Raw genomic sequence first — 21854 nt, 5'->3', positions numbered from 1 at the left:
CCCGGCGCCCCGGCAGACTCAGTTCTTCAGCTTGTACCCCGTCTTGAAGATCCAGGCGGTGATCGAAAGGCATACCGCCAGGAAGCCCAGCACCGTCACGAGGCTGACGATGGGGTTGACGTCGGCGATCTCGTAGAAGCTCCAGCGGAAGCCGGAGACGAGGTAGAGCACCGGGTTGAAATGGCTCACCGCCTGCCAGAAGGGCGGCAGCATGTCGATCGAATAGAAGCTGCCGCCGAGGAAGACGAGCGGCGGGATGATCAGCATGGGGAAGAGGTTGAGCTGCTCGAAGTCCTTCGCCCAGATGCCGATCATGAAGCCGAACAGGCTGAAGCTGACGGCCGTCAGCACGAAGAACAGCACCATCATGAACGGGTGCTTGATCGAGATGTCGACGAAGAGCGAAGCCGTGACGAGAATGATCGTGCCGACGATCAGTCCCTTGGTGGCCGCCGCGCCGACATAGCCGATGACGATCTCGATCATCGAGATGGGCGAGGAGAGGATCTCGTAGATCGTGCCGGTGAATTTCGGGAAGTAGATGCCGAAGGAGCCGTTGCCGATGCACTGGTTGAGCAGCGTCAGCATGATGAGGCCGGGCGCGATGAAGGCACCGTAGGAAACGCCCTGCACCTCCTGCATGCGCGAGCCGATCGCCGCGCCGAAGACGATGAAATAGAGCGAGGTGGTGATGACCGGCGACACGATGCTCTGCAGCAGCGTGCGGCGCGTGCGCGCCATCTCGAATGCGTAGATCGACTTGATCGCCTCGATGTTCATCGGCCCTCTCCCACCAGTTCCACGAAAATGTCTTCCAGCGAACTCTGCTCGGTGGAGATGTCCCTGACCCGAAGCCCCGCCTGCGACAGCGCGGAGAGGAGCGAGGATATGCCGGTGCGCTCACCGGAACTGTCGAACTCGTAGACCAGCCGCTCGCCGCCCTCGGCAAGCGTCAGTCCGTAGGACGACAGCGTATCGGGCAGGGCCGCAAGCGGCTCGGCGAGTTCCACCGTCATCTGCTTGCGTCCGAGTTTCGCCATCAGCGCCTTCTTGTCCTCGACCAGCAGGATCTGGCCGTGGTTGATGACGCCGATGCGGTCGGCGATCTCCTCGGCCTCCTCGATATAGTGCGTCGTCAGGATGATGGTGACGCCGGAGGCACGCAGTCGCTCGACGAGCTGCCACATGTCCTTGCGCAGCGAAACGTCGACCCCCGCCGTCGGCTCGTCGAGGAACAGCACCTTCGGCTCGTAGGAGAGCGCCTTGGCGATCAGGACGCGCCGCCGCATGCCGCCCGAGAGGTGGCGCAGCACCGTGTCCTTCTTGTCGTAGAGCGAGAGGTCGCGCAGGATGCGCTCGATCAGCGCCGGGTTCGGCGAACAGCCGTGCAGACCGCGCGAGAAGGCGACCGTGTTCCACACCGTCTCGAACGCATCGAGCGTCAGCTCCTGCGGCACGAGGCCGATGATCGCGCGGGTCTTGCGATAGTCCGTGAGGATGTCGCTGCCGGCGACCGTCACCGAGCCGCCCGACGGCGTGACGATGCCGCAGATGATCGAGATCATCGTCGTCTTGCCCGCGCCGTTCGGCCCGAGCAGTGCCAGGATCTCGCCCTCCTCGATGTCGAGGTCGACGCCCTTCAGCGCCTGGAACCCCGATGCGTAGCTCTTGGTGAGATTGCGGATGGAAACGATGGGCGCCATGGGAGGGTCCGGAGAGAGGGATTTCATGCGGAAGGACACCCTATATGGCGTGTCCCTCGTCGATTTTCACCCTGAGGGCGCAAAAAAGTCGCTCAGCCGTAGATGCTCGCGAGGAAGCGCAGCGAAACGAGGATGAGGAAGATGCCGAAGCCGACCTCGAGCTGCCGCTTGCTCATCGAATGCGCCAGCCGGACACCCCAGGGCGTGACGACGAGGGCGATCGGCACGATGAGCGCGACGGCCACCCAGTTGATGAAACCGGTGGAGAACGGCGGCAGGCCCGGCTCGCCCCAGCCAGCCCAGATGTAGCCGACGATGCCGGGAATGGAGATCAGCACGCCGACGCCGGAGGACGTCGCCACCGCCTGGTGGATCGGCCGGCCGAAGGAGGTCATGTAGGTGTTGTTCAGCACGCCGCCGCCGATCCCCATCAGGCCGGAAAGCGTGCCGATGACGACGCCTGCCACCTGGTTGGCGATGCCCGTCGGCAAATCGTTGCCCACGCGCCAGGTATCGCGGTTGAACAGCATGCGCAGCGCCACCAGCAGCGCGATGCCGACGAAGATGAGGCGAAGGCCGACGCTGGAGATCAGCGCAGCGATGACCGAAGCGAGGATCGCGCCGAAGGGCAGCGCGACGATCCAGCTCTTCAGAAGGTCCATATCCACCGCGCCACGCAGCCGGTGCGAGGTGAAGGAGCGGATCGAGGTCGGCACGATGATGGCGATGGAGGTGCCGATGGACAGGTGCATGCGCACCGCCTCCGGCACGTCGAGATAGCCGAACACCTGGTAGAAGACCGGCACGAGGATCGCCCCGCCGCCAATGCCGAAAATGCCGGCAAGCAGGCCGGACACGACGCCCGCCGCGACGAGCGCGAGCGCGAAGAGAACAAGATCGGCGACGGGGGGCATGGCAGGCTCCTGGGGATCCGCCAGGACGGCGGCGACTCGCGAGAATTTCGCATTTGCGAAGTGCGCACTGTCATCAAACCGTGACCCATTTCAACCATTGTCTGACGCGAGGCCGGCAGGAACGACACGCACCCCGCTCACCAGGCGTTCCCCTGCCCTCGCGCAGCGGCCTTGCTCCCGGACCCTGAGGGAGTTTTCGGCGGCCTCATCCGCCCGCTTCCCCCGCGGAAGCACGCCTGACATCCTCGCCGGTCCGCGCCGGCGACGGTGATGGAATGTGACGTTCCAGGCGGCCCCACCCTACGGGTTGCCACCCCTTCTTTCGACCGGCGCCCCGCCGGTCTTTTTTTGCCCTCAGATCAGGCCGTTACAGGCTGCAATGCCGGTAGCCGGATTTGCGCGCCCTGAGATCGAAGTGGAAGTGGTCCTTGTGGAAGCGGTCGCTGCCGGGGCCAAGCACGGTGGAAAAATACTTGCAGCTGTCCCCGCGCACCGATTTCAGGAGGCCCTTTTCGCGGAAGGCGAAGAAACCCTTCTTCTCGATGGCGATCGCCTTGCCGTTCTTCAGCACGATCTTGCCGACATCGATGGCGTTGCCCTTGGCGTGTTCCGATATGGAAGCACCGCGCTGCGAGTTCATGGTGCGGCAGGAATAGGAGGACATCTGGTGGATGGCCGAGACGCCCGAGAGATAGCGGGTGCGGCTGGACGGAACGAGCTCGTTCTTCACCCAGCGCGCGAAGGCCTCGGTGATCTGGCAGTTGACCTGGGCCGCCGGCTTGATCTGGATGCCCCCGGAAAGGCCCGACAGCTCGATCGGCCAGGCGATGCCGCAGGAACGCCCGCGGGAAATGCGCGGCACGTCGCGGAACTTGACGCCGAGCTTCTGCAGCCGCTGGCGGCAGGCCTTTTCCGAAGCCGGCATGCCGCCCATGGTTTCCGGCATCTGCATCGGATTGTTGAGGCGCGGCAGGAAGGCGACCTGTTCGCCCTCATTCGTCTGCCGGCGGCGGGTCGTCGCCTTGTCCGGCACCTGGAGGTAATCGCCGCCATCAGGCGCCTCGCCGAGCTCGACGCCGGCGTCCGACATCGGGATCGTCGCCGGCTGGCCGATCTGCTGCGGCGTGTCCGAGCCGATGCCGTCGACGACGACCTGGGTGGCGTTGCCTTCCGCGATCTCGTTCGCCTGCGCCTCCGCCAGCCCCTCGACGCGCGCGACGCCGAGCCCCTCGTCCATGTTGACGCCGCCTTCCGGCACCGTCAGCACGCCGGAGGAGGCCTGGACGGGCTGGGTGATGCCCATCGCCTCGTCGCTGTCGATCATCGGCAGGCGTTTCTTCTCCGCAAGCGGCGTGACCATCGCCGTATCGGCCGCGGCCGTCGTCTCGACCGGATAGTCGGTGAGATCGCCGCCCGTGTCGCCGATATCGGCGGCAGGGCGCTGCGAGACTTCCTCCGAGGGTCGGATGGCGCCGACGATGTCGTCGGGCGGTGTCATGCCCCCGGAACAGGCGGCAAGCATCGCCGGGATCAGGAACAGCCCGAGCGGCCGGCGCAGACGAGAAACAAACGCTATACCCATTGTCACTTCCGCCAGCCCTGCCCCGCGCCCTGCGGGTCCCGGTTGCGCACATTGTTGTCCGGTCATGGTGCAGGTCGCTTTTGTCCGCATTCGGACGGGAAAAGCCCGAAACCGGACGCGAAAGCGATCGTCCTGCATTTCCAGAGGATTTTCGCGCAACAGGGTAAAGGAACCGTTTTCAGACACCCCGCGAGATTAGTGGGGGGAGCCAGCCGCACAGAACAACGCTGCTCTTGTCGGGAGACACACGCAGGCCGGTCTTCATGGCCGATCTCCCCCTCTGCATTGCAGACACCTTACCGAACCGACCCCAACGAAAAACCCCGGCGCCTGGGGCGCCGGGGCAAGTTCGTCCGGAGATCGTCTTTTGCGTTATGCCGCGCGGCGCCGGTTGTCCGCCGCACCGGCTGCGTTCAGCCGGAAATTGCCGAGCAGGGTCTTAAGCTGCTCGCTTTCCTGGGTCAGCGTCTGGCCGGCCGCATTGGTTTCCTCCACCATGGCGGCGTTCTGCTGGGTCATCTGGTCCATCTGGTTGACCGCAGTGTTCACCTCGGCAAGGCCGGTCGCCTGCTCGCGTGCCGCGGTGGCGATGGAGGTCACCTGGTCGTTCACCTTGTTGACGAGCGCCTCGATCTCGTTCAGCGCATCGCCCGTCGAGCGCACCAGCGCCACGCCGGTGCCGACCTCCGTCGCCGAATTGCTGATCAGTCCCTTGATCTCCTTGGCCGCATTGGCCGAACGCTGGGCAAGCTCGCGCACCTCCTGCGCCACGACGGCAAAGCCGCGGCCGGCCTCCCCTGCCCGCGCCGCCTCGACGCCGGCATTGAGGGCAAGAAGGTTGGTCTGGAAGGCGATCTCGTCGATGACGCCGATGATCTGGCTGATGCGACTGGAGGCGTCCTCAATGCGGCTCATCGCGGCGACCGCATCGCGCACGATCGTGCCGGAGCGGCCGGTCGACTGCCTGGTCTCGGCCACCATGCGGCTCGCCTCGGCGGCGCGGTCGGAGGCGTTGCGCACCGTCGCGGTGATCTCGTCGAGCGCGGCGGCGGTTTCCTCGAGCGAGGCTGCCTGCTGTTCCGTGCGGTGCGACAGGTTGTTGGCCGCTTCCGCAATGCCGCCGGCACTGCCGTGCACGATATCGGTGGAGCGGGCGATGGCGTTGATGACGCTGGACAACGCATCGACGGCGCGGTTGAAGTCGTCGCGCAACTTGGCGTATTCCGGCGCGATCGCCTGGATCGAGACCGTCAGGTCGCCGTTGGCAAGACGCTCCAGCGCCTGGCCGACGGTGTTCATGGCATCCATCTGCCCCTGGCTGACCGCCCGCTGGCGGCGCTCGCCCTCGCTGCGCTCCTCGTCAAGGCGACCCTGCTGCTCGCCCTCGCGAAGACGAAGCTGCGCACGCTCGGCGACCGACTGGCGCAGGATGGAAACGACCTTGGCCATCTCACCGATCTCGTCCTTGCGGTCGGTTTCCGGCACGTCGCTGGACACATCCTCGTCGGCAATCGCCTGCATCGAAGTCTTCAGACGTAAGACCGGGCCGGTCACGCTCTTCACGATGCCGTAGGCGGCAAGGATGATGGCAAGCCCCCCGACGGCGAGGATGATCGCCGTTTCGACGGCGTTGCGGCGGAACATGGCGGCAAGGTCGTTCGCATAGACGCCTGTGCCGACGATCCAGCCCCAGGGCGCAAAGCCGGCGACGTGCGAATATTTCAGCACCGGCTCCTCGAAGCCGGGCTTCGGCCACAGATAGTCGACAAAATCCTGACCGGTCGGGCTTGCCTTCACCGCCTTCACGAATTCGACGAAGATCTTCTTGCCGGTCGGGTCGGCCATGCCGGACTGATCGGTGCCATCGAGCGCCGGCTTGATCGGATGCATGACGATCACGGCGTTCATGTCGTTGATCCAGAAGTAGCCGCTGTCCTCGTAGCGCAGCGCCCGCACCGCGTCCTTCGCCCGTGTCTGCGCCTCTTCGCGCGTCAGCGTGCCGGCGGTTTCAAGTGCATGATAATACTCAAAGAGCGTCAGCATGCTCTGATCCATCGCCGCCAGCTTCGACTTGCGCTCGGCAACCATCGCGTCCTGAGAATGGTAGAGACTGTAGACAAGTGCTGCGGCGATGATGGTCAGGGCCAGACCGACGAGCAATGACAGGCGTGTGGATATTCTGAAATTCTTCATCGGGTCTCCTCAACACGAACGGACGCGGTACTCCAACCTTTCCGAAGGTCCGGGAAACCCTTTAAAATCGCCTAAAATTGCAATCATCAATTTTTAGAGTTTGAAAATACTCGGAAATACCAAAAACCGGTTCGGCGCGCCGCAGACAAGCCCTCTTCCGCCGCTGCACGCATTCCGCTAGACCGGTATCAGCCAAGGAGAGGATGCGCATGACCAGCAACAGCACGCCGAACGGACAACTCACCCTTCGCACGCTCGCCATGCCGGGCGACGCCAATGCCGCGGGCGATATTTTCGGCGGCTGGGTCATGGCGCAGATGGACCTTGCCTCCGGCATCCGCGCCGCCGAGCGCGCGCGCGGCCGCGTCGTCACCGCCGCCGTCAAGGAGATGGCATTCGACCTGCCGGTGAAGATCGGCGACACGCTCAGCATCTATACGGACATCGTCCGCGTCGGCCGCACCTCGATCACGCTCTCCGTCGAGGCCTGGGCACAGCGCTACCTCACCACCACGCTGGAAAAGGTCACGGGCGCCACCTTCGTCATGGTCGCGCTCGACAAGGACGGCCACCCGACCCCCGTTCCGGTCGAATAGCCGCCGGCAAGCCGTCCGCGATGCAACGGCCAGCCACCGCCTCGACATGCCGGGCCAAAGGTCAGCCGCGCAGATAGGCCGCCCGGCTGTCGAAACTCAATCCCGGAAACACCGCGGTCTCGAGGTCGCGCGCCGAAATGCCGAACTGCTGGCGCAGCATGGCGGCTGCCAGCTGGCGCAGGTCCGTGGTGGGTCTGAGGTCGCGCCCGTCGAGCAGGTCGCCTTCGGAAAGCGAAGGCCAGTCGCGATAAACCTTGCCGCCCGCCACTGCGCCGCCCGACAGGATCGCAAGACCGCCTGTGCCGTGGTCGGTGCCGTCAGAACCGTTCTCCCGCGCCGTCCGCCCGAATTCGGTGATGGCGAGAATCGCCGTCTTGCGCCAGACATCCGCCGGAAGGCTCGCCTTCAGGGTGGTGATCGCCGTCGCGAGGTCCTTGACCGGCCTCCGGAAGCTGCGCGCCTGGTTGAGATGGGTGTCCCAGCCGTTGATGGAGAAACTGGCGATCCGGTGGTCGGCTGCCAGCATGCCCGCCGTCAGCTTCGCGACCGAAGCGATGCCGGCCGCGCGCTTGCCTTCCGTGCCATGGATCGTGTCCGAGAGCATGTCGGTCGCCGTCGCCTCGCGCAGCGCGGCGGCAAAGAGCGGATCGTTGCGGTAGAGCCGGACAAAGAAGGCCTGCTCGTCCTCGGCAAGCGCGAGATCGGCCCGCGTCGACCAGACATCGACCGGATTGCCGCCCGTAAGGATCAGCTCGGCCGTGGTGGTGACATCGATCGCCCGGCGATCGGCCGGGCGCGGAATGCTGGCGATCGCCCGGTTGAGCCAGCCGGTGCGCTCGCCGCGCACCGCCGCACCGCCGCTTTCCAGCATGTCCTGCCCGTCGAAATGGCTTCGGCCGTCGCGATAGGGCGTGGAGATGGCGTGTACGAAACCCAGTTCGCCCGCCTTCCAAAGCGGCATCAGGTCCGCCGCCGCGGGATGCAGGCCGAAGAAGCCGTCGAGATCGAGGAGCCCCTTGTCGGCACCAAGCGCCAGCTTCGGCCGCAGCACCTTCAGCGCCGGGTCGCCGTAGGGCTGCACCAGCGCAAGCCCGTCCATCGCCCCGCGCAGCACGATCGTCACCAGCCGGTTGTCGCCGGGCATGGCCGCAAAGCTGACGGGCGTGACGAGCGGCGCGGCTGCCAGGCAGCAGGCCCCGGACAGGAAGGCTCGACGGTTGAGGTCGCTGGCCATGCCTTCTCCTAACGCCGGTTGAATTCGGGGGATGCCAGCACCATTGCCAGCCCCACCGCACGGCTCGGCGCGCGTGCCACGGTCTCGATCGTGTCCGCCCGCGCCGCATCCGCCATCGTCGCCTCCAGGAAGGCGCGCGGATCGGCCTTGTCGCCGAAGCGCGCCACCAGGCGCCGCGCCCAGGCGATGCGCTCGGTAAGCTGGCTGGCGGTGATCCAGGCCGAAAGCCCCTCTTCCCAGCCCGCCGGGCTCGGCGCCGACCAGATCGGCTGGCCGAGCCGGTCGATGATGCCGACGGAGAGCGGATTGGCCGTCAGCGCCGGCTTGCCCTCGGCGGTCATCATCATCACGTCCGCAAGCGCGGCGACATCGGCCGCCGGACGGCCGCCGCCCTTCTTCGCCCCGTCGCCCGGCGCAAGCGCTTCGGCCGGCATGTCCAGCGCACGCAGCGCGGCAACGACGAAATCGAACGGCTGGCGCGCCTTGCGGCCGCCGTCCTCCCAGCTTCGAGGATGGTCGAGCATCGCCCGGTAGACCGCAGGCAGCGCACCACCGCTGCGCTTCCACGCCGTCACCATAGCGTCCACCACCGGCTGCGGCGGGTCGTCGGCGATGAAATGCACGACGAGCTTGCGACAGATGTGGCGACGGGTCTCCTTGCGCGCGGCAAGGTCGTCGAGCAGCGCATGGATATGCGTCATGTCCCGCCGCTTGCCGCCATACTCCCGCCCGAGAACCCGGTAGGTGCCGGGCTCGGCCGAGCGCGGGCGAAAGGCGGTCTCGTAGACCGGTGCGCGATACCAAAGCCCGGTCAGCACATAGGCCGCCGAACGCACGTCCTTCTGGCTGTAGCCGCTGCCGGCCCCCATCGTGTGCAGCTCGATGAGCTCGCGCGCGAGGTTCTCGTTGAGCCCCCGGCCGGACTTCAGCCCCACCGGCGAGTTCGGCCCGACGGAGCGGGTCTGGTCGAGATAGGCGAGCATGGCGGGATGCAGGGCCGCCGCCTTCAGGAGATCGGCAAAGGAGCCGGCAAGATGCGGGCGGATAGCCTCCGCCTCGTGCAGCGGCGCCAGAAGCCGCATCGCACCGCCCTTGCGCGCGTCGATGGCGAAATGATCGCACCAGAAGGCGACCAGCCGCTCGTAGAAGCCGTTCGGCGAAAAGACCGCCTGCCGCACCTTCAGGTGCCGGTCGCGCTGCAAGGTGTTGGCAAGCGCTATGGCATAGGGGTTGATGGTGCGCGTGCCGACGGTCATCAGCGTCTTCTTCTCGCGCGCCGCCTTGTAGGCCGCGTCGAGGTCGCGATAGGCGGCAAACCGCGCCCGGCGGCCGGCAATGCCCTCCGCCGGAAAAAGACAGGGGTCCCGGCCGCCGCGCTCCACCTGGCGCAGCAGCGCCGCGACGCTGTCAGGCGCAGCCTCCCCCGGCCTCCGGCCATAGCCGAAGCGCAGGGACGCCATGGTAGCGAAGCTTGTCGTCACGCGAACCTCATCCATCGCCCGAAGGCTTACCCCCGATTGCGACTATTTTACGGGAAAAGGCCTATCCCTTGAAGACGAAGGCCGCACCGGCGGCGATCAGCATGAAGCCGATGGCATGGTTCCAGGTGAGGCTCTCCTTGAGCCAGAAAACCGAAAAACCGGCGAAGACGAGCAGGGTGATCACCTCCTGGATCGTCTTCAGCTGGGCCGCCGAGTAAACCTCGTGACCGATGCGGTTGGCCGGCACCGCCAGGCAATATTCGAAGAAGGCGATGCCCCAGCTGGCAAGAATCGCGATGAAGAGCGGCGCCGACTTGAACTTGAGGTGCCCGTACCAGGCGAAGGTCATGAAGACGTTGGAGAGGCAGAGCAGCACGATCGGCCAGACGGCCGCGGGAGAGAGGCTGAAGGGCATCACGAATCCTGATTCCTGAGGAGCTGCGACAAGGGAATAGCCCACTTGCCTGCTCCGTCAAGACCGCTCCTGAAATCGCGCCCCTCGCCGCCGTGCACCGCCGGCCGATCGCGGGACACGCCATCGCCTCAACCCCAGGCCTCGACGAGATAGCGGCGCGGGTCTTCCTCCGCCTCGCCTGCCCTGCCCCAGGCGTCGAGCCTCGCCGCATAGTCCCGGCCCGCTGAAAACAGCGAGAGCTCGTCGCGCTTGTCCGCCCGGTAGACGAGAAAGGGCGGCTGCCAGGACAGGCCGCAGCGATGGGCGCTCGCCTCCAGCGGGCGCAGCAGTTCCGCCATGGTGAACCGGTTGGCGCCGCCGGGCGCATAGGCCTCCGGCACATTGCCCGCCGTCGCCGCAACGAGCAGCGGTTTGCCCGCCAGCAGACGGCCCTCCGTCTCGTAGTGGACATAGACCATGCGGGTGAACACGGCGTCCTGCCAGGCCTTGAGAAGCGGTGGCGTGGAATACCACTGGATCGGGAATTGCAGCACGATGCGGTCGGCCGAAAGCAGCCGGGCCGCCTCCGCGCCGGCGTCAACCCCGCCGTCCGGATAGAGCGAATGCACATCGATGAGCTCGACCGCCGGCAGCCGCAGGGCAGCGGCAGCAAGCACGGCATTGGCACGCGAGCGGGCGAGATCGGGGTGAAAGAGAAGGATCAGTGTCTTGCTCATGGCGTCGTCTCCTGTGTTGACGCCATCAGGATGCCGCGAACAGCAAAATCACTCCAATGGATGATTTGTATATGCTATTATCGGCTTCATGAATTTGCGCTCGGTCGACCTCAACCTGCTCGTCGTGCTCGACGCCCTGCTCGACGAGGCGCATGTCTCGCGCGCCGCCGTCAAGCTGAACCTGTCCCAGCCGGCGACGTCGAGCGCGCTCGACCGCTGCCGCCACCTCTTCGGCGATCCGCTTCTGGAGCGCGGCAAGGGCGGCATGCGCCTGACGCCGCGGGCGGAGGCGCTGCGCGACCCGCTGAAGACCCTTCTCGCCGGCATCGCCGCCGTCGTCGATGCGCCGGAGGAACCGCTGGCAGACATCCGCCAGACGGTGCGCATCGTCACGGCAGACCATCCGGGCATCCTGATCGCCGGTCCGCTGCACCAGGCGCTCGCCGGCCCCGCCCCCGGCATCGACATCGTCATCCAGCCCTGGCACGGCGCGCCGGCGGCGCTCGAATCCCTGGCGCGCGGGGCGAGCGACATCGCGGTCTCGGTCTTCCCGAGCGTCGATGCGGCCGCCTTCCATTGCGAGACGGTGCTGGAGGAACATTATGTCGTGGCGATGCGCCGGGACCATCCCGCCGCGGCCGGCTTTTCGCTCGACCGCTGGCTCGCCTATCCGCACATCCTGGTGTCCGGTCGCGGCGACACGCGCAGCGGTTTCGATGACCAGCTGTCCGCCCTCGGCCGGAGCCGGCGCGTCGGCATCGTCGTGCCGAGTTTCCTGATGGTGCCGCCGCTGCTGGAGGAAGGCGATCTCATCGCCATGATGCCGAGCCACTGCCTGCCGGCGGACGCGGCGGCGCGCTTCCACATCGCCCGGCCGCCGATCCCCGTTCCCGGCTTTCCGCTGCACATCGCCTGGCATCGCCGCCGCGACAAGGATCGCGCCGTCCGGCATGTCGCGGGCGTGCTGCGCGCGCTGCTGGCCAGCGCCGAAGCGCCCGCCTTCACCCCTGCATGAGCCCGTCCCGCACCGCCCGCAGATAGGTCCGGCCGACCTTGATCTCGGTCTCGTCGCGCAGCACGACGTGCAGCACGTTCAGCGGCCCGCGCTTCACCCGCGCCACCTGGTCGCGCCGCACGATCGCGCTGCGGCTGATGCGCAGGAAATCCTCCGTCGGCAAGCGCCGCTCCAGCGCCGAAAGGCTCTCGTTGTAGAGGAAACTGCCCTGGTCGGCGTGCAGCTGCACATAGTCGCCGTCCGCCTGGAAACGCGTCACCCTTTCGGCCGGAATGCGGATCGTCTCCCGGCGCGATTTCACCCAGAACTGCGTCGGCCGCGTCGCCTGATCGCGCAGCGCCTTGCGCAAAGCCGCGACAGTCTCGCGCAGCTCCACCACCGTGTCCCGGTTCTCGCGGGCAAGGATCATCTCGCGCGCCCGGTCGAGCGCCTGCCGCAGCCGCTCCGGCGTCACCGGTTTCGTCAGATAGTCCACCGCGTTGCATTCGAAGGCACGGATGGCGTGGTGGTCGAATGCGGTGACGAAGATCGGCAGAGGGGCATGCGTACCGGCCTGTTCGAGCACATCGAACCCGCTGCCGCCAGGCATCTGGATATCGAGCAGCAACACGGAGGGCGTCAGGGCGGCGATCTGTTCAAGCGCCTGCGGCACGTCGCCGGCCTCGCCGGCAACGCTCACCCCCTCGATGGTGGCGAGCATGCGAACCATGCGACGCCGGGCGATCGGTTCGTCATCGATGATAAGGACGGAAATTTCGGTCATGCGTTCATGCGGTCCTGATAGGCATGGTCAGGGTCACCCGGAATCGGCCATCGCTGGTCCGGCCGTAGTGAAACCCACTTGCGTCGGGAAAGCGCCGTGACAGGCGCTCGCCGACATTTCTGAGGCCGATGCCGAAACTCGCCCCGCCGGGCTGCTGGTCGGCAAGCGCCATGTCGTTCTCGACGAAGAGCCACAGGCGGCCCGCCTCCTGCCTGGCACGGATGGCAATGGTCACACCCCCCGTCTTGCGGCAGGCGCCGTGCTTGACGGCATTTTCCACGAGCGGCTGGAGGATAAGGCTCGGCACCGGAACCTTTCGCAGCTCCTCCGGCAGGTCGATCTCCACCGCCATGCGGTCGGAAAAGCGGCGCTGCTCGATGGTGAGGTAACCGGCTTGCAAGGCGACCTCCTCCTCCAGCAACAGGTCCTGCAGCGGATCGAGCGCCAGCGTCGTGCGCAGATAGGCCGAGAGGGAGAAGACCATGTCGCGTGCGTCGTCGCGCTCGCCTTCCTCGATCAGCCCGGCCATGGAATTGAGCGTGTTGAACAGGAAATGCGGGTTGAGCTGGTAGCGCAGCGCCCGCATCTGCGCCGCCATGGCCTCCTCGCGCATCTGCGCCAGCCGCCGCTCGCGGTCGCGCAGGTCGAAGCTGTAGGACAGGGCGAGGAACAGGCAGCTCCAGCCGAAATAGAGCGACGTCCCGTAGATCACGTTGTAGGCGATGCTCGTCATGTCCCACACCGGCGCCTCGGGATAGACGCAGATCGTGTAGATCGCATAGTCGATGCCGCAATAGAGCACACCGCCGACGAGCGACAGCACGAAGCACAGCACGGCCTTGACCGGCAGCGCCAGCGCCTTCAGCCGGATCAGCACCATCGTCAGGACCACAGCCAGCAGAGCGGCGCCCGACAGGAGGAAGAGCTTGCCGATCGCCGATTCGATCGGGTCCGTGCCCGCCAGCCCCCACAACAGGCTGGAGCTCAGAAAAACGGCAACGAGATACAGCCCGCCGAAGCGCAACGTTGCCCGTTGCAGCTGCGATTCGCTCTGGTCGGCGTGAAAAACAAATGGCAGACTCGATACCGTGCTCATTTCGCGAATAATCGTTTTTTCCCGGAAAACTGTCGAGTGCCGTTCACCGACGAAAATCAACCGTTCGTCGAAAGTGCGACCGTTCGGCTGTCGCTTTGCGCCCCTTCGCCGCCCCCGCGCTTCACAAGCCGGCCCGCTCCCGACCATTCATGCGCACCGGTTGGCTGAAAGGCCGCCGATGTTTCATGATTCCGGAGATATTCTATGGCTACCCTCAAAGGTGACAACAAGAACAACTTCCTGATGGCGGACCCGATGAACGGTGATTCCGTCTACAAGATCTATGGCTACGGCGGCAACGACCGGATTTTTGGCCATTCCAGTGCCCACAACAAGATCTACGGCGGTGATGGCAACGACATCATCTACGGCGGCGACTACAAGAACACGATCGAGGGCGGCAAGGGCAACGACCAGATCCATGGCGGCGACGGCCGCGACGTCATCATCGGCGGCGCCGGTGTCGACAAGCTGTGGGGCGGCGACGGCGGGGACCGCTTCGTCTTCAAGAGCATCTCGGAGATCGGCAAGGCCGAAGGCCGCCGCGACGTGATCGAGCAGTTCAAGTCCAACACCTTCGACGGCCGCGACAAGATCGACCTGTCCGCCATCGACGCCATCGCCGGCACCAAGAAGAACGACGCCTTCACCTGGGTCGCCAAGGAAGGCGCTGCCTTCAGCGGCAAGAAGGGCGAACTGACCTGGACCGAGACCCAGCTCAACAACGGCCACTACACCAAGCTCGTCCTCGGCGACGTCAACGGCGACAAGAAGGCCGACTTCATCCTGGAAGTCGATTCCTTCAGCGACCTTTACAAGGGTGACTTCATCCTCTGATCGCTCCTCCCAAGCGGCGCGAAACGCCGGCTTCGCCGGCGTTTTGTTTTCTATCCGCCTCAAGGCGTCAGTTCATGTACCGGGCCAGATACGACAGCACCTTCTCGGGATGGCGGCCGAACCAGTTGTAGCCGTCTTCGAAGCGCTTCGTCGTGCCTTCGATCCAGTGAAGCTCCTTGTCAGTGCTTGCCAGCGCGTCGAATGTGCTCTGCGCGTCGCTCGGATTGTTGATGATCGCATCGTCCTTCACCTGCCACATCAGGACGGGGAGCTTGATGTTCGGCGCCCAAAGCCTGCCCGACATGTCCGCAGCGGCAAAACCACCCAGCTTGAGAAGTTCCAGATCGATCAGTTCCTGATACTGCGCGATACCCTGGTAGCCGCTGAGTTTGGTGAAGACCGACGTCATGTTCGGCACCAGCGGGCTGAGCAGGCATCTGACGTTCTCGAAAAGCTCGGGACGCTTGCTGATCGCCGCATATTGCGAGACGCCGCCCAGGCACTGGCTGAACAAGGCGACATCCATCTTGCCCAGGCGCGGATGGGCATCGACGAACGTCTTCACACCGACGCAGTCGCGCCATTCCCACTGGCCGACGCCGCAGACCCCGCCATTGGCCGCACCGCTCTGCCCGTGGTTGCGGAAATCATAGGTCAGAACGTTGTAGCCGGCATCGGTCAAATGCTTGTACTGGATCACAAAGTCGATCTCGACCGGCTCGATGAAGTCGGCCCAGGGCTTGCCCATATGGCCGGGATAGCCGGCACGGCACATCGGAAGGGCGTGGTTGAAGATGACGAGTTTGTTGCTCTCGCCGCCCTTGGCCGGAATGTACCAGGCTTCGAGCGGCGTGCCGTCGTCCGAGGGGATGGACAGGTCGTGCCAGCCTTCCATGCCGTATTCGTCGGGGTTCTTGAAGATGAAGCTGCGCGGCATCTTCACCATGCCGGCCAGCGCCTTGACCTTGGCGTGATCCTCCGGGGAGACGGTTTTTTCCTGCTCCAGGGCCGTCCGCATTCTTTCCTTTGAAATTCCGGTCACAACATGACTCCTTTATCTGTCCGAAGATGGGGTATCCGATCGAGACCATGCTGGCGTGCCGAAGCATGATGTCCGTGGATATAGGGCGCATGCTAAACGGGGGAATGGATCGGATAAACCGCCTGGACACGACATCAGTGTTTAGTCATAACTGACAATATGCCACTTGATCCCTCCCTGCTCCCCGCCATGGCGTGGTTCGTCCACGTGGCCCGCCGCCGCAGCTTCACAAAGGCGGCCACGGAAATGGAGGTGACGCGCGCGACCGTGTCCCAGCATCTGAAATCGCTGGAGCGGCACCTGAACGTGCGGCTGCTGCACCGCACCACACGCGACATGTCGCTCACGGAAGAGGGCCGGCGTCTGTTCGACGTGTTGCAGCCCGCCTTTGCCGCGATCGAGGGCGCGGTCACCGACCTCGGGGAGGCCGGCGCCGAGCCGTCGGGCATGATCCGGCTGTCCGTTTCCCGCGTCGCCGCCCGGTCGCTGATCGAGCCGCATATGGCGGCGTTCCTGGCGCTTTACCCGAAGCTGCGGCTGGAACTGGTGACGGACGACGGTTTCTCCAACATCGTCGCCGACGGGCTCGATGCCGGCATCCGGCTGGGGGAAAGTCTGGACGCGCACATGATCGCGGTACCCATCACGCCGCCGATGCAGATGGCCATCGTCGGCTCGCCCGGTTATCTCGAGCGCCACGGCATTCCCGAGACGCCGCAGGACTTGAAGCATCACAACTGCCTGTCCTACCGCTTCACCTCAAGCGGCACCATCGACCGCTGGTCGTTCATCACGCCCGACGCCGAGGCACGCACCGTGGTCTACGAGCCCGACGGCAACGCCATCTTCAACGACGATGACAGCATGCTGCGTGCCGCGCTGCAGGGCGTCGGCCTGGTGCAGCACCTCGACCTGTGCGTCCGTCCCTATCTACAGGATGGCTCGCTGGTGCGGGTCCTGCTGCCCTGGGCCCACCCTCGCCCGAGCTTTTTCCTCTACGTGCCATCGCGCGCCCAGATGCCCGCCAAGACCCGCGCGCTCGTGGACTTCCTTGTCGAACAGCGCAAGAAACTCGCGCGGCAAATCGCCGGATAACAGGTCCGCCGAGCCCGGAGGCGGCACCCTCTACCCGATCTTGCGCACCAGTTGCGCCGTCGCCAGCAGCGTCACGAGATCGCGGATCATCGGCCGGATATAACGGTCGAAGTCGATCGGCGTGTCGACCGGCGGCAACTCGAAGAAGTCCTTCTTCGTCGGCACCAGCAGGTAGCAGTCCCGGCCCTTGAGGGCGAGACGCACCACGTCGTCCCGCCACACGCTCGCGAGGTAATCCAGCGCCTTCGCGAGCGTGCCCTGCACGATGGGCGTTGCCGCCTCCGCCCGGTCGGTGCGGAACTCGTGATAGGCGTCGACGTCAGGGTTGCCGCTGGTGACGAGCGCCAGCGCCCCGCCGCCGAAGAGGTCGCGCATGAAGCGATGCACGGCGTTCGGTTTCCGCACCGCGACCAGAAGGCCCGGAAACGCCTCCTCCCGCTCGAAATGGAAGATCACGCCCTTGAAGGTCGTCTGCCGGCTCTTGCCGCTGCCGGTGCTCAGCTCCGTCTCCGACAGCGTGAAGGCCAGCCCCTCGTGCACGCCCGCGATCATGTCGCCGTGTTCGGAGCGGTCGCGCGGCGCGAATTCCTTGTCCGGCATGCCCGAGAGGAACCGCGGCGTCGCGCCGTGCACATATTGCACCTCGTCGACGAAGCCGAAGACCAGCGGCAGCATGCGGTCGCGCAGGCCCTGCTGGAAGCGTGTCGCCGGCCCCACCGCGAACTTCCAGGCCAGGGTCGCCCCGAAGACCAGCACGCCCAGCGTGACGAAGGTCCAGTCCTCCTCGATCTGCGTGGCGACGAGATAGAGCAGCAGCGCCGAAAACAGCAGGTAGACGCCGAGCACCAGCGTCAGGTTGAGATACATGTCGCGCGCCACCTTCGGCCGCGCCGCATTGTAGGCCGCCACCGCCGCCCGCACCTCCTCGAGCGCCCCCTCCTTCGGCATCAGCGCCGCCTCGTCCACCGTGCTCATGCGCGCCCCCAACCCCGTTTCGAGGATAACGGCCGGAGCGCCCCGCAAATTCGTTTCCCTTTTGTACTCTTCACCCCTTCCCTTTCCGGATGACTCTCGCCATATTCCCCGCATGGCCAGAACCCCGAAAAAATCCTCGCCCTCGAACCCCGGTTTCGAGGAAGCCCCGCAGTCCGACTTCGAAGGCGCGCCGCTTTCGGGCAGCGTCTCCGACTGGGTGAAACAGCTCGAAGCCGAGGCGGAGGCCGCCAGCGTCGAAAGCCGCCGCGAGGTCGCCTCGAAGGCCGGCAAGCACCGCAAGACCGTGGAGAACGCCGCCCGCCGCCACACCGAGAAGGTCACGGCGACGAAAACCTCGCGCGGCGTCTCGATCGGCGCCTCCTCCGACCCGAAGACCCGCGCCGCCGCCGGCCTCATGCCGGTCTCCGGCCTCGACGTCTCCCTGGAGGACGCCGCGTCCCTCAGCGCCGGCACAGCCGTCACCGCGACGGTGGATGCCCTGTCGAAGCTGATCGAGAGCGGCAACCCGCTGTTCAAGGACGGCAAGCTCTGGACGCCGCACCGCCCCGCCCGGCCGGCCAAGTCGGAGGGCGGCATCCCGATCCGCATGGTCACCGAATACAAGCCCGCCGGCGACCAGCCGACGGCCATCAGGGACCTCGTCGACGGCCTGTCGGACGGCGAGCGCAGCCAGGTCCTGCTCGGCGTCACCGGCTCGGGCAAAACCTTCACCATGGCCAAGGTGATCGAGGAGACGCAGCGCCCCGCCGTCATCCTTGCGCCGAACAAGACGCTGGCGGCCCAGCTCTATTCCGAGTTCAAGAACTTCTTCCCGGAAAACGCGGTCGAGTATTTCGTCTCCTACTACGACTACTATCAGCCGGAAGCCTACGTGCCGCGCTCCGACACGTTCATCGAGAAGGAATCGTCGATCAACGAGCAGATCGACCGCATGCGCCACTCCGCGACGCGCTCGCTCCTGGAGCGCGACGACTGCATCATCGTCGCCTCGGTCTCCTGCATCTACGGTATCGGCTCGGTCGAGACCTACACGGCGATGACCTTCCAGATGGAGGTCGGCGAACGGCTCGACCAGCGCCAGCTCCTCGCCGACCTCGTCGCCCAGCAATACAAGCGCCGCGAGATGGATTTCCAGCGCGGCTCCTTCCGCGTGCGCGGCGACACGATCGAAATCTTCCCCGCCCACCTGGAAGATGCCGCCTGGCGCATCTCGATGTTCGGCGACGAGATCGACGCGATCACCGAGTTCGACCCGCTGACCGGCCAGAAGACCGGCGACCTGAAATCGGTAAAAATCTACGCCAACAGCCACTACGTCACCCCCCGCCCGACGCTGAACGGCGCCATCAAGGGCATTCGCGAGGAGCTGAAACACCGCCTGACCGAGCTGGAAAAGGCCGGCCGCCTGCTGGAGGCGCAGCGCCTCGAACAGCGCACGCGCTACGACCTCGAAATGCTCGAAGCCACCGGCTCCTGCGCCGGCATCGAGAACTATTCGCGCTACCTGACGGGCCGCCGCCCCGGCGAGCCGCCACCGACCCTCTTCGAATACGTCCCCGACAACGCGCTGATCTTCATCGACGAAAGCCACGTCACCATCCCGCAGATCGGCGCCATGTACCGCGGCGACTTCCGCCGCAAGGCGACGCTGGCCGAATACGGTTTCCGCCTGCCCTCCTGCATGGACAACCGCCCGCTGCGCTTCGAGGAATGGGACGCCATGCGCCCGGACACCGTCGCCGTCTCGGCGACACCCGGCGGCTGGGAGCTGGAACAGTCCGGCGGCGTCTTCGCCGAACAGGTCATCCGCCCGACCGGCCTCATCGACCCGCCCGTCGAGGTCCGCCCGGCGAAAAGCCAGGTCGACGACGTGCTGGGTGAAATCCGCGAGACCGCCGAGGCCGGCTACCGCACGCTCGTCACCGTGCTCACCAAGCGCATGGCCGAAGACCTCACCGAATACCTGCACGAACAGGGTGTTCGCGTGCGCTACATGCACAGCGACATCGACACGCTTGAACGCATCGAGATCATCCGCGACCTGCGCCTCGGCGCCTTCGACGTGCTGGTCGGCATCAACCTGCTGCGCGAAGGCCTCGACATCCCCGAATGCGGCTTCGTCGCCATCCTCGACGCCGACAAGGAAGGTTTCTTGCGCTCGGAGACGTCCCTCGTCCAGACCATCGGCCGCGCGGCGCGAAACGTCGACGGCAAGGTCATCCTCTACGCCGACCAGATCACCGGCTCCATGCAGCGCGCCATGGACGAAACGACCCGCCGCCGCGAAAAGCAGGTGGCCTACAACCAGGCCAACGGCATCACCCCGGAATCCGTAAAGGCAAAGATCTCCGACATCCTCGACAGCGTCTACGAACGCGACCACGTCCGCGCCGACATTTCCGGCGTCTCCGGCAAGGGTTTTGCGGACGCCGGCCACCTCGTCGGCAACAACCTGAAGGCCCATCTCGAAGCGCTCGAAAAGCAGATGCGCGACGCCGCCGCCGACCTCGACTTCGAAGCCGCCGCCCGCATCCGCGACGAGATCAAGCGCCTCAAGGCCGCGGAACTCGCCGTCATGGACGACCCGATGGCAAGGCAGGAGGCGTCAGGCGCCGAAGGCGCAAGGGGGAGTGGAAAGGGCTCGGCGAAGGCCCAGGCCGGGAGCGGAAAGAGGAAAACCGGCACCGAGCACGAGTCGATCTCCCCCCTTGAGGGGGAGATGCCCGGCAGGACGGAGGGGGATGGCGTCCCTTCCGGCAAACCCTCCGCAAAATCCCTCTTCCAGAAACCCTCGCTCGACGACATGGGCCCGGGCACCGACACCGAACGCCCGCTCTTCCGCAAGCCCAGCCTGGTCGAGATGGGCCGCGACGTCGCGACGCCGGCGGGCAAATCCCTCTTCCGAAAGAACACGCTCGACGAAATGACCGTTGGCCGCACCGAAAAGCCCGTCACCGGCGACCTGCCAGACCGCCCCCCGGAAACCCTCAGCACCAAGAAGCGCGCCTCCCCGCTCCTCGAAGACCAGCCCGAGCGCGCGAACGGCGCCGAGGACGCCAAGCCGGTGCGGCGCGGCAAGATTGGCGCCGGGAGCTATGAGGACCCGGCGGAGGCGAAGCGCAAGGGGCGGACGAAGGGGAAAACAGGACGGCCGGGGCGGTAAAACCCGCGTATTATAGGCAGGCGAGGCTGTGCCTTTTTTCAACCTTAGAAAGCATCCATTTATTATTTGATATTATTTTCAAATCTTTGCAGTAAATAGAATCACCATCATCGGAAAAGAAATACATATCTTCTTTCAAGCAAATACGAGCAGAGATAATATCCGCATAGTCAATCAATCCCGTTCTAGCGCTATCGAACGCCTTATCGATATCGACGTGTTCATAGCTCTTTATGACATTTAAATCTGAAATAAAATCCCTTGTTGCGTCGTAGATACACTGCATGGAGGTGGAAAATTCGGCGGACTTTCGGTATTTCTTAAAATCAACGATACTAGGATCGTTTTCCTGGTCTAGGCGAAAATATAATTTCGCCAATCTATTATAGAATTCCCCCAAACATTTTTCCGACGTAAACATATTGTTATTTTTAATAAGCTTAAAGTAGGCATTGGAATAAGCCTTCTCCTTTTCGTCAAAAGAATGAGCCCCATCAACAAATATAAGAACATTAGTGTCAACAAATATATTGACGCCATTCAGATTTTCCGCAGCAGGAATATCAATGATACTCATTCTTTTCAGCACCGATTTCTTCATTCAATATCTTAGAATATCTCTCCTTATCTGAAAAATATTGCTTTGCTCTATCTATTACCAATTTAAGGCGTACTAGATGCCAACTTTCAGAGTCTACGGGGGGCAACATATGGCGCCGAACTTCAGATTCGGGCAGCTCACCATAAAGTTGGCCAACAGCAGCATTCAAAAATGCGGTTGTCATACGAGTTACACCCGAAAAAGATAAAGCCACCCTATTGCCGTTGCCGATTTCTTTATAGAGAACGCCATACACTTTTTGGCCATCCTCACTGGTTACACATATCCCAGATTTTATGACCTCTGATATTCGGATTGTAACGTCCACCATCTAACCCGAATAATTCACGAGGGGTTGGCGGATATGGTTCAAACCGTTGAAATGACGTAGGATTTGGTTGCTTACGCCGAT

The 21854-nt window shown here is 64.6% G+C and carries 20 protein-coding genes; 5 read left to right on the top strand and 15 right to left on the bottom strand.

Annotation, left to right across the window (positions count from 1 at the left end; translation table 11 throughout):
* Nucleotides 1-18: 18 nt before the first annotated feature.
* From EXZ48_RS30425 to EXZ48_RS30405, 5 genes are all read right to left on the bottom strand, one after another.
* Nucleotides 19-780 carry an ABC transporter permease gene (locus EXZ48_RS30425; protein WP_023513215.1) on the bottom strand — a complete coding sequence of 254 codons (762 nt, stop codon included), beginning with the start codon at nt 778-780 and terminating at the stop codon, nt 19-21.
* The gene (locus EXZ48_RS30420) at nt 777-1703 is read right to left on the bottom strand and encodes an ABC transporter ATP-binding protein (protein WP_050743243.1); all 927 of its coding nucleotides are present in this window, start codon (nt 1701-1703) and stop codon (nt 777-779) included. The genes EXZ48_RS30425 and EXZ48_RS30420 overlap by 4 nt, the downstream gene beginning before the upstream one ends.
* 92 nt (nt 1704-1795) lie before the next feature.
* Entirely contained in the window at nt 1796-2617 is an 822-nt protein-coding gene (locus EXZ48_RS30415; RefSeq protein WP_050743244.1) for a sulfite exporter TauE/SafE family protein, read from the bottom strand.
* A 367-nt stretch (nt 2618-2984) separates the two neighbouring features.
* Complete coding sequence (locus EXZ48_RS30410; RefSeq protein ID WP_245462405.1) at nt 2985-4193, bottom strand: extensin family protein; 1209 nt, start codon at nt 4191-4193, stop codon at nt 2985-2987.
* Between the two features lie 378 nt (nt 4194-4571).
* Entirely contained in the window at nt 4572-6392 is a 1821-nt protein-coding gene (locus EXZ48_RS30405) for a methyl-accepting chemotaxis protein (protein WP_130520716.1), read from the bottom strand.
* Between the two features lie 209 nt (nt 6393-6601).
* Between EXZ48_RS30405 and EXZ48_RS30400 the strand changes: the two genes are divergently transcribed.
* Nucleotides 6602-6988 (top strand): acyl-CoA thioesterase, encoded by a 387-nt coding sequence (locus EXZ48_RS30400; protein ID WP_023513210.1) that lies wholly within the window; start codon nt 6602-6604, stop codon nt 6986-6988.
* Between the two features lie 61 nt (nt 6989-7049).
* On the opposite strand, the gene EXZ48_RS30395 is transcribed toward EXZ48_RS30400, so the two are convergent.
* The 4 genes from EXZ48_RS30395 to EXZ48_RS30380 form a co-directional block, all read right to left on the bottom strand.
* A complete protein-coding gene (locus EXZ48_RS30395) occupies nt 7050-8222 on the bottom strand; it encodes a DUF1501 domain-containing protein (protein ID WP_130520714.1) in 1173 nt (390 codons plus the stop codon).
* An 8-nt stretch (nt 8223-8230) separates the two neighbouring features.
* A complete protein-coding gene (locus EXZ48_RS30390; protein ID WP_130520712.1) occupies nt 8231-9703 on the bottom strand; it encodes a DUF1800 family protein in 1473 nt (490 codons plus the stop codon).
* Between the two features lie 61 nt (nt 9704-9764).
* On the bottom strand, nt 9765-10118 hold the full coding sequence (locus tag EXZ48_RS30385) for a DMT family protein (RefSeq protein WP_023513410.1): 354 nt from the start codon (nt 10116-10118) through the stop codon (nt 9765-9767).
* Nucleotides 10119-10246: 128 nt separating this feature from the next.
* Nucleotides 10247-10834 carry an NAD(P)H-dependent oxidoreductase gene (locus tag EXZ48_RS30380; RefSeq protein WP_130520710.1) on the bottom strand — a complete coding sequence of 196 codons (588 nt, stop codon included), beginning with the start codon at nt 10832-10834 and terminating at the stop codon, nt 10247-10249.
* 88 nt (nt 10835-10922) lie between these two features.
* Here EXZ48_RS30380 and EXZ48_RS30375 point away from each other — a divergent pair, with 88 nt between their 5' ends.
* Nucleotides 10923-11849: a LysR family transcriptional regulator gene (locus EXZ48_RS30375; RefSeq protein ID WP_130520708.1), complete on the top strand. Its 927-nt coding sequence runs from the start codon at nt 10923-10925 to the stop codon at nt 11847-11849.
* Here EXZ48_RS30375 and EXZ48_RS30370 read toward each other — a convergent pair.
* Nucleotides 11836-12612: a LytTR family DNA-binding domain-containing protein gene (locus EXZ48_RS30370; protein ID WP_023513407.1), complete on the bottom strand. Its 777-nt coding sequence runs from the start codon at nt 12610-12612 to the stop codon at nt 11836-11838. The two genes, EXZ48_RS30375 and EXZ48_RS30370, sit on opposite strands and share 14 nt — an antisense overlap.
* A 4-nt stretch (nt 12613-12616) precedes the next feature.
* The gene (locus EXZ48_RS30365; RefSeq protein WP_023513406.1) at nt 12617-13708 is read right to left on the bottom strand and encodes a sensor histidine kinase; all 1092 of its coding nucleotides are present in this window, start codon (nt 13706-13708) and stop codon (nt 12617-12619) included.
* A 204-nt stretch (nt 13709-13912) separates the two neighbouring features.
* Here EXZ48_RS30365 and EXZ48_RS30360 point away from each other — a divergent pair, with 204 nt between their 5' ends.
* Nucleotides 13913-14545 carry a M10 family metallopeptidase C-terminal domain-containing protein gene (locus tag EXZ48_RS30360; protein WP_023513405.1) on the top strand — a complete coding sequence of 211 codons (633 nt, stop codon included), beginning with the start codon at nt 13913-13915 and terminating at the stop codon, nt 14543-14545.
* Between the two features lie 67 nt (nt 14546-14612).
* On the opposite strand, the gene EXZ48_RS30355 is transcribed toward EXZ48_RS30360, so the two are convergent.
* Nucleotides 14613-15563, bottom strand: coding sequence for a S9 family peptidase (locus EXZ48_RS30355; RefSeq protein WP_037405545.1), 951 nt, complete (start codon nt 15561-15563; stop codon nt 14613-14615).
* Nucleotides 15564-15776: 213 nt separating this feature from the next.
* Here EXZ48_RS30355 and EXZ48_RS30350 point away from each other — a divergent pair, with 213 nt between their 5' ends.
* Entirely contained in the window at nt 15777-16682 is a 906-nt protein-coding gene (locus EXZ48_RS30350) for a LysR family transcriptional regulator (RefSeq protein ID WP_245462404.1), read from the top strand.
* A 30-nt stretch (nt 16683-16712) separates the two neighbouring features.
* Here EXZ48_RS30350 and EXZ48_RS30345 read toward each other — a convergent pair whose 3' ends face one another.
* The gene (locus EXZ48_RS30345) at nt 16713-17657 is read right to left on the bottom strand and encodes a DUF3137 domain-containing protein (RefSeq protein WP_130520704.1); all 945 of its coding nucleotides are present in this window, start codon (nt 17655-17657) and stop codon (nt 16713-16715) included.
* A gap of 112 nt (nt 17658-17769) precedes the next feature.
* Here EXZ48_RS30345 and uvrB point away from each other — a divergent pair, with 112 nt between their 5' ends.
* Complete coding sequence (gene uvrB / locus EXZ48_RS30340) at nt 17770-20841, top strand: excinuclease ABC subunit UvrB (protein ID WP_130520702.1); 3072 nt, start codon at nt 17770-17772, stop codon at nt 20839-20841.
* Nucleotides 20842-20851: 10 nt separating this feature from the next.
* Here uvrB and EXZ48_RS30335 read toward each other — a convergent pair whose 3' ends face one another.
* Both EXZ48_RS30335 and EXZ48_RS30330 read right to left on the bottom strand, forming a co-directional pair.
* The gene (locus EXZ48_RS30335; RefSeq protein WP_130520700.1) at nt 20852-21442 is read right to left on the bottom strand and encodes a hypothetical protein; all 591 of its coding nucleotides are present in this window, start codon (nt 21440-21442) and stop codon (nt 20852-20854) included.
* Nucleotides 21405-21698, bottom strand: a complete 294-nt coding sequence (locus EXZ48_RS30330) for an STAS-like domain-containing protein (RefSeq protein ID WP_165909475.1) — start codon at nt 21696-21698, stop codon at nt 21405-21407. The genes EXZ48_RS30335 and EXZ48_RS30330 overlap by 38 nt, the downstream gene beginning before the upstream one ends.
* Nucleotides 21699-21854 lie beyond the last annotated feature (156 nt).

The organism is Shinella sp. JR1-6, from assembly GCF_004284735.1.
GTDB lineage: Bacteria > Pseudomonadota > Alphaproteobacteria > Rhizobiales > Rhizobiaceae > Shinella.
This window is presented reverse-complemented; position numbering and strand designations above follow the sequence as displayed.

What these genes read in the sequence shown, in the direction of transcription:
- EXZ48_RS30425 (WP_023513215.1), bottom strand. Translation starts at nt 780, where the DNA reads ATGAACATCGAGGCGATCAAGTCGATCTACGCATTCGAGATGGCGCGC.
- EXZ48_RS30420 (WP_050743243.1), bottom strand. Translation starts at nt 1,703, where the DNA reads ATGGCGCCCATCGTTTCCATCCGCAATCTCACCAAGAGCTACGCATCG.
- EXZ48_RS30415 (WP_050743244.1), bottom strand. Translation starts at nt 2,617, where the DNA reads ATGCCCCCCGTCGCCGATCTTGTTCTCTTCGCGCTCGCGCTCGTCGCG.
- EXZ48_RS30405 (WP_130520716.1), bottom strand. Translation starts at nt 6,392, where the DNA reads ATGAAGAATTTCAGAATATCCACACGCCTGTCATTGCTCGTCGGTCTG.
- EXZ48_RS30400 (WP_023513210.1), top strand. Translation starts at nt 6,602, where the DNA reads ATGACCAGCAACAGCACGCCGAACGGACAACTCACCCTTCGCACGCTC.
- EXZ48_RS30395 (WP_130520714.1), bottom strand. Translation starts at nt 8,222, where the DNA reads ATGGCCAGCGACCTCAACCGTCGAGCCTTCCTGTCCGGGGCCTGCTGC.
- EXZ48_RS30385 (WP_023513410.1), bottom strand. Translation starts at nt 10,118, where the DNA reads ATGCCCTTCAGCCTCTCTCCCGCGGCCGTCTGGCCGATCGTGCTGCTC.
- EXZ48_RS30380 (WP_130520710.1), bottom strand. Translation starts at nt 10,834, where the DNA reads ATGAGCAAGACACTGATCCTTCTCTTTCACCCCGATCTCGCCCGCTCG.
- EXZ48_RS30375 (WP_130520708.1), top strand. Translation starts at nt 10,923, where the DNA reads ATGAATTTGCGCTCGGTCGACCTCAACCTGCTCGTCGTGCTCGACGCC.
- EXZ48_RS30370 (WP_023513407.1), bottom strand. Translation starts at nt 12,612, where the DNA reads ATGACCGAAATTTCCGTCCTTATCATCGATGACGAACCGATCGCCCGG.
- EXZ48_RS30365 (WP_023513406.1), bottom strand. Translation starts at nt 13,708, where the DNA reads ATGAGCACGGTATCGAGTCTGCCATTTGTTTTTCACGCCGACCAGAGC.
- EXZ48_RS30360 (WP_023513405.1), top strand. Translation starts at nt 13,913, where the DNA reads ATGGCTACCCTCAAAGGTGACAACAAGAACAACTTCCTGATGGCGGAC.
- EXZ48_RS30355 (WP_037405545.1), bottom strand. Translation starts at nt 15,563, where the DNA reads ATGCGGACGGCCCTGGAGCAGGAAAAAACCGTCTCCCCGGAGGATCAC.
- EXZ48_RS30350 (WP_245462404.1), top strand. Translation starts at nt 15,777, where the DNA reads ATGGCGTGGTTCGTCCACGTGGCCCGCCGCCGCAGCTTCACAAAGGCG.
- EXZ48_RS30345 (WP_130520704.1), bottom strand. Translation starts at nt 17,657, where the DNA reads ATGAGCACGGTGGACGAGGCGGCGCTGATGCCGAAGGAGGGGGCGCTC.
- uvrB (WP_130520702.1), top strand. Translation starts at nt 17,770, where the DNA reads ATGGCCAGAACCCCGAAAAAATCCTCGCCCTCGAACCCCGGTTTCGAG.
- EXZ48_RS30335 (WP_130520700.1), bottom strand. Translation starts at nt 21,442, where the DNA reads ATGAAGAAATCGGTGCTGAAAAGAATGAGTATCATTGATATTCCTGCT.